This is a genomic window from Moorena sp. SIO3B2 (assembly GCF_010692525.1).
GTDB lineage: Bacteria > Cyanobacteriota > Cyanobacteriia > Cyanobacteriales > Coleofasciculaceae > Moorena > Moorena producens.
Genome location: NZ_JAAHHE010000399.1, coordinates 1 through 5,314, shown reverse-complemented (window position 1 = coordinate 5,314; position 5,314 = coordinate 1). Strand labels below are relative to the sequence as shown.

The window sequence follows — 5,314 nt, the reverse complement described above, 5'->3', positions numbered from 1 at the left end:
AAATCGTTCTTGCATTTTACTCAACCTTTAAGTGCAATAATGTTAATCAATTTAATTTTGATGATACAAAGCATATTGTCTGGTAAGTTGAGAGCAAGGACGGTTTTTGGATCTGCATACTAGAGTACCGGTTAACATGGAGTAAATAGTAGCAAAATCCTGTAAAACCTTAACTTATTCAGCTCTTCGGTAACCGCGCCTAGTAGCATTAAAGACATTATCTTGATCATGACCGGGTGTAATAGGGTAAGAACCTTTGGGTCAGAAGTGTTGAATTCAGTAATAAACGTTACCCGAAATCGCTGATGTCTCTTTATCGTTGTTGTTAAGCGACTGCATCAAGACACAGAGCAGGAATTAGTGGCGTTTAATCGACTTTGAAGATGAGTCTGGTAAAATTGAGGTAACATTTTTCAATATAATGGTCTTATTGACAATCGAGACCGTTCTTTTTTTACCAAAAGTTGCTCTAATTCTCAAGCCATAAGGCTTGTAGCTGGGTTGTCACCCCCTCAGGATATTAATGCTGCAAAAAACATAGAGAAGGTCGGCATGGGGCATCGGCACGACCATAAACGGACAAGGAAGGATGGTAAGACATGCTTTGGCAGCACAACCCGATGATCTGTCAAGAATCACCGTCCTTATAGGGCGGTGAGTAGATCAACTGATATCCTTCTGCCAGTGCTTCCTTCAGCAATTGCTTCTGGCTAGGGGCATGCAAGTGTGTCCGAATGGTAACGACGGGGAGTTTTGCAGTCTTCTTGGTACCACGAGATTGTCCAAATCCTTTTTTCATTATGATAATGATACTTTACTGTAAAGTGACGACAAAAAATGATTAAAAAGTCGATACACCCTGATTAGGTCTAGCGTTCGTGACCAAAGGCTTTAGCTGCCTTGCTTTCTAGAATTTCCGCCAAAAGATTTACTAGCTGCTGACACGCCGTCACATATCGCGCCTTAACCTTTGCAATCAAAGCCGTGAGGTCCATCGTGGGACTGTGTGCAAAGACCACTTGGATTATCATGGCCTCCAGGTCGGGAAATGCGATCGCACGCAGAGCGTGACCATTCGCGTAGCGTGACAAGGCCAAAGTCAATCGGATAGGGGCTCCAAGCTCCCATCGCAGATCGTTATCCACAAAATTAATTAATTAATTGTTGGGGACACAGGATTTTTTCCCACTCCCGACTCCCAATTCCCTCGGTGCGCTTACAGTCGTCGAATTAAATTCGCCACGGGTCGCACCCTCCCGACCCAAATCTAAAAAACCTACCCCTGTGAGCAAGCAGTTCTCTATCCCGCCACAGTGGAGTTCTGGGCTTAATGTGTTCTACTAGAATCCCCAGCACCTAGTCTATCGCAGTCTGTTGAAAAACAATAGCATCAGTATCTATACTGAAACCGATTTCCGTGATGAGTCAGGCACAATCATATTGTTTTCCCCTTGGCTTCAGGGTGAGCCAAGGGGAAGGTTTGAATTGATCAGACTCAATCCCCCGGAATCCTCAAAATTCCGGGGACATCAATGACTTTACCAAGCAGATTGGTTGTGAATATCGAAGATAATAATCTCACCTTGGTTATCTTGATAGGCGCTGCCCTTCGCATCATTGTTAACCAGTTGCACGAAGTCGCCAGGCTCCACAAAGAAACTCCGCTGAATAGAGTAGCAGCCATAAGGAATTGGTTCACCGTTGATCAGGTAGGATAACTCAGCGCCCTTGCAGCTAGGATTCGCGAAATTATCATAAACAGGACCATCAGGGTTACCCTCAGGACCTACCAATGTGTTGTAGGGCTCGGCAGAGCCGTAATTCCACAGACCATCTGCATAGTCAACAACAAATTCCATACGCTCGCCACAGTCATTTACCCAGAAGGCACCATCAGGGTCACTCGCCTGCAGCTCAGTGCCATATGCTCGGTCACCACAGGGCATGTCGATGGGAACTGCAGCCAAAGCAGGAGTTTGAAGGGTGCAAAACAGTGAAATCACTGCTGCAAATAGGGCAACCAATTTGGTCAATTTCAGTCGGGAAAATTTCAGTCGGGAAAACATAATATGATTCGTTTCCTTTTTTGATTTTTGTTTGATGATATCAATTTAACTAAAATGGATTTATTTTTAAACTAATAAACCTCATGTAAAACCTCATGTAAAACCTCATGTAAAACCTCATGTAAAATCTCATAAAACTCATAAAACTCATGTAAAACCTCATAAAACTCATGTAAAACCTCATGTAAAACCTCATGTAAAACCTCATAAAACTCATGTAAAACCTCATATAATACCAAAATTGGTATAAAACCTCATGTAAAACCTCATATAATACCCAATTTGGTATAAATGGTAACTGACAAAAATATAATTTGATGAATACAACATTAAACGTATTAAAATAAAGGCTGTTTCAGCTCCAAAATCCCCAAAAATCAAAGGTTTCAGAATTCAAACCCCTCTCAACTAGTTACCTACAATGCTACCTTTGGCATAAGTCAGTAAACCAAGTACTTTAGCGCTTGTCCCTAGCTGCGGCTGGGTTTTTTTCATTGCTACCACTACCTTACTTTTGTCCCTCACTAGATTAGTAAAATACTAGTTAACTATAATGTTTGTCGCTGAAGGGGTGACAAGGGAGCTAGAAGGTAGACTGAATCAATCTCATGGCTCTTTGACCCCTCTGAAAAAAGGGGAGTTTATTGAATTTAGTTCTCATTAATTGAATAGCTAAAACGTAACCGTTCAGGGGGGAGTAGAAGTGGGATAGCCAAAAATTGCCACCAAACTATGGTAATCTCAGAAGCATGAAGGAAAATTGCTCCGCCTACTTTCAGAGGAAAAATAGACTTCGCGGCAGTTGTCAGGCAAAAGGCTTGCATAAACAAAAATCGAAAACTACTTCTGCCCTATGGGTGCATCTCATTAAAGCTATTTGACCCGGTGGTGCGTTACGGGACGGGCTTTCCCAACCAGGCGCGAAGAGGTTGAACATGAGGGCAAGCCCGCCCCTAACGCACCCTACGCAACTGCTCCCTGCTCCCTGCTCCCTGCCTAAATTTGAAAATAATCCTTGACCAATCGGTTTAAGTTGTGTTAGTCTTAATTTATGGTCATCAATCAAACAGGTTTCCAATGACTCGTGGTCCCCAAAAGCAATTCGATCCTGAAGTCGCCTTAACCAAGGCTATGGAAGTGTTTTGGACCCATGGCTATGAAGCCGCCAGCCTATCGGAGTTGCTGACAACTATGGGGATTGGCAAAAAAAGCTTGTATGACACCTTTGGTAACAAGCAATCGCTATTCCTCAAAGCGTTAGAGCACTATGCTCAGACAACGATTCGGGACATGCGCGATCGCTTATCTGCGGATGGCTCGCCTTTGGGAAACCTGACCCAATTGCTTCTGGAATTGCAGGAGATGCACAGCCAACCAGGTAGCTGTGGCTGTATGCTCGGCACCAATATTGCCGATTTCAATACAGAGGATGAAGCAGTGGCCAAAGTCATGCGGGGGTATCTGCGGCAGGTAGAAGACATTTTCTGTACTACCCTTACCCGTGCCCAAGTGGCGGGGGAAGTAAGGTCTACCGTGAATCCTCGGGATCTGGCTCGTTTACTGTTGTGTACAACACAGGGTATGGCGTTGCTGGGTCGGGTGATGAATGACGATACCACACTAGAGGGAACGGTGCAAGCGGCATTGTGCTTTCTCAAGGGTAACTAATTTTTTTTGGTCTAACTTAGACCAAATGGTCAATGTTTTGATATTTGATTTGAGGTATTAGTATGACACGCTTAGCTAACAAGACTGCAGTGATCACCGGTGGTTCTACTGGAATTGGTTTTGAAACCGCAAAGCAGTTTATCGCCCAAGGGGCACGAGTGATTATTACTGGACAAAACGAAACGCGACTGAATGCAGCAGCGGATGCTTTGGGGGAAAATGCTATCCCTGTTAAAGCTGATGTGCGTTCGCGTAGCGTGGCCTTTTGGCCATCGCTTACAGATCTAGATCATCTCACCGCCCAAGTAGAAGCGACTTTTGGCACACTCGATATCCTATTTGCTAATGCTGGGATTGGTTACTTTGCTCCTATCGAACAGGTAGATGAAGCCTTTTACGATAACCAATTCGACATCAATGTCAAAGGAGTCTTTTTTACAGTTCAGAAATTAGTGGGCTTGTTGAATGAAGGAGCCAGCATTATTTTGAATGCCTCAGCGGTAAACGAGAAAGGAGTGCCGATGGGCAGTCTTTACTTTGCCACCAAAGCTGCTGTTCGCTCTTTTGCTCGTTCCCTAGCTGCTGAACTGGCTCCCCGCCAAATTCGCGTCAATGCCGTCAGCCCTGGTATCGTTCGCACTAACTTTGAGAGCAAACTCGGCCTGCCGGATGGCGCGTTTGAAGGGTTCATGGAAGCTGTCAAGGAAGCCGCGCCCCTCCATGGCCTTTGGGCCACGCTACGCGAACGAGAAGGAAAACCGGAGGAAATTGCCCAAGCAGTAGTTTTTCTGGCTAGCAACGAGTCTTCTTATGTGACGGCGGTTGACCTAGTCGTAGACGGTGGATATATGAACGTTTAATAGTCTGGGGCGGTCTACAGCGAAAGCGCGTTAGTGCGATGCTCCAAAAGAGCCGCTTCGCGAACGCCCTCTATTGATTGATTCCAACTTTACTATAGCGCTGTCCGCAGCGCTATAACTGTAACATCAGCTGATTTTAGGCCGACATTATCGGTCTTGGAGAATTTTGGTGAAACAGAGTGGAGTGCGCAACGGATTTGTGCTGGGTGGGACCCTTGCTTATGCTTGTGGATGCGATCGCGCAGCGTCGGGCTTTGCCCGAATCGCATTAACACAGTGGACTGCGCAACGGATTTGCGGTAAGTGGGACCCTTGAGTAAGCTTGTAGATGCGATGCTCCAAAAGAGCCGCTTCGCGAACGCATTAACCGAGTGGATTGCGCAACGGATTCTGTGAGTGGGACTGACAGTAAGGTTATTGTAGATGCGATGCTCCAAAAGAGCCGCTTCGCGAACGCCCTTTGAGCTAAGATACATACAAAAGATAATTTGTCAAAAAAAATTTCATAGATTTACCCTGGCCAATTATTAGCGGAATCCGCCACTATAACAAGGGGGAGAAATTTTCTCACTTTTCGCCCTTTGACTTTCATCACATAACCTAGAAAAAGATGGAAAACCCTCAAAGTAACATGGCTAATGAATCATTACCAACAGCAGAAGAAGACGCTCCATCCATTAGTGGTTTATACGAACTCGCCATCGGTGCAACAGCAGAGGA

At 45.1% G+C, this 5,314-nt stretch carries 4 protein-coding genes; 2 read left to right on the top strand and 2 right to left on the bottom strand.

Going from position 1 to position 5,314, the window contains the following annotated elements; all coding sequences use genetic code 11:
* Nucleotides 1-869: 869 nt before the first annotated feature.
* Nucleotides 870-1,145 carry a hypothetical protein gene (locus F6K38_RS34585; protein ID WP_071106254.1) on the bottom strand — a complete coding sequence of 92 codons (276 nt, stop codon included), beginning with the start codon at nucleotides 1,143-1,145 and terminating at the stop codon, nucleotides 870-872.
* Nucleotides 1,146-1,538: 393 nt separating this feature from the next.
* A complete protein-coding gene (locus F6K38_RS34580) occupies nucleotides 1,539-2,066 on the bottom strand; it encodes a hypothetical protein (RefSeq protein WP_287359634.1) in 528 nt (175 codons plus the stop codon).
* A 1,077-nt stretch (nucleotides 2,067-3,143) separates the two neighbouring features.
* Here F6K38_RS34580 and F6K38_RS34575 point away from each other — a divergent pair.
* Both F6K38_RS34575 and F6K38_RS34570 read left to right on the top strand, forming a co-directional pair.
* Nucleotides 3,144-3,734, top strand: coding sequence for a TetR/AcrR family transcriptional regulator (locus F6K38_RS34575; RefSeq protein WP_287359633.1), 591 nt, complete (start codon nucleotides 3,144-3,146; stop codon nucleotides 3,732-3,734).
* 62 nt (nucleotides 3,735-3,796) lie between these two features.
* Nucleotides 3,797-4,594, top strand: coding sequence for an SDR family oxidoreductase (locus F6K38_RS34570; protein ID WP_287359632.1), 798 nt, complete (start codon nucleotides 3,797-3,799; stop codon nucleotides 4,592-4,594).
* Nucleotides 4,595-5,314 lie beyond the last annotated feature (720 nt).